Origin of the sequence: Desulfofundulus thermobenzoicus (assembly GCF_009428905.1) — a bacterium.
Taxonomy (GTDB): domain Bacteria; phylum Bacillota; class Desulfotomaculia; order Desulfotomaculales; family Desulfovirgulaceae; genus Desulfofundulus_A; species Desulfofundulus_A thermobenzoicus.
On record NZ_WHYR01000263.1, the window covers coordinates 1 to 390 of the forward strand.

Below are 390 nucleotides of genomic sequence, written 5' to 3' on the forward strand. Positions count from 1 at the left end.
GATTGTACGACATCCGTTGCTGAGATCGATACGCAAATCGAAGGTGTCACAAAAGAAGTTGATGAAATGAAATCTGTTTCATCTAACGTACAAGAGCAGTCAGAATCTGGTCAAAAATTAGTGAACCATGTGCTTGATCATCTGAATATGCTACATGACAAGATGACCAACTCAAAGCAGGCAGCAGAAGAATTACAATCTCATTCAACGGAGATTGAAAGTGTCATCTCGATTATTACAGACATTTCAGCACAAACGAATCTGCTTGCACTGAATGCTTCCATTGAAGCGGCACGTGTTGGAGAAGAAGGAAAAGGCTTTGCTGTTGTGGCAGATGAGGTGCGCAAGTTAGCTGAACAATCAGCGGATGCGGCTAAAACCGTTTCAGAC

General features: G+C 42.6%; 1 protein-coding gene. It reads left to right on the forward strand.

The annotated features are described in order from the left end of the window. On the forward strand, positions 1-390 hold a 390-nt coding region (locus tag GFC01_RS19110), incomplete at both ends, for a methyl-accepting chemotaxis protein (RefSeq protein ID WP_243137702.1).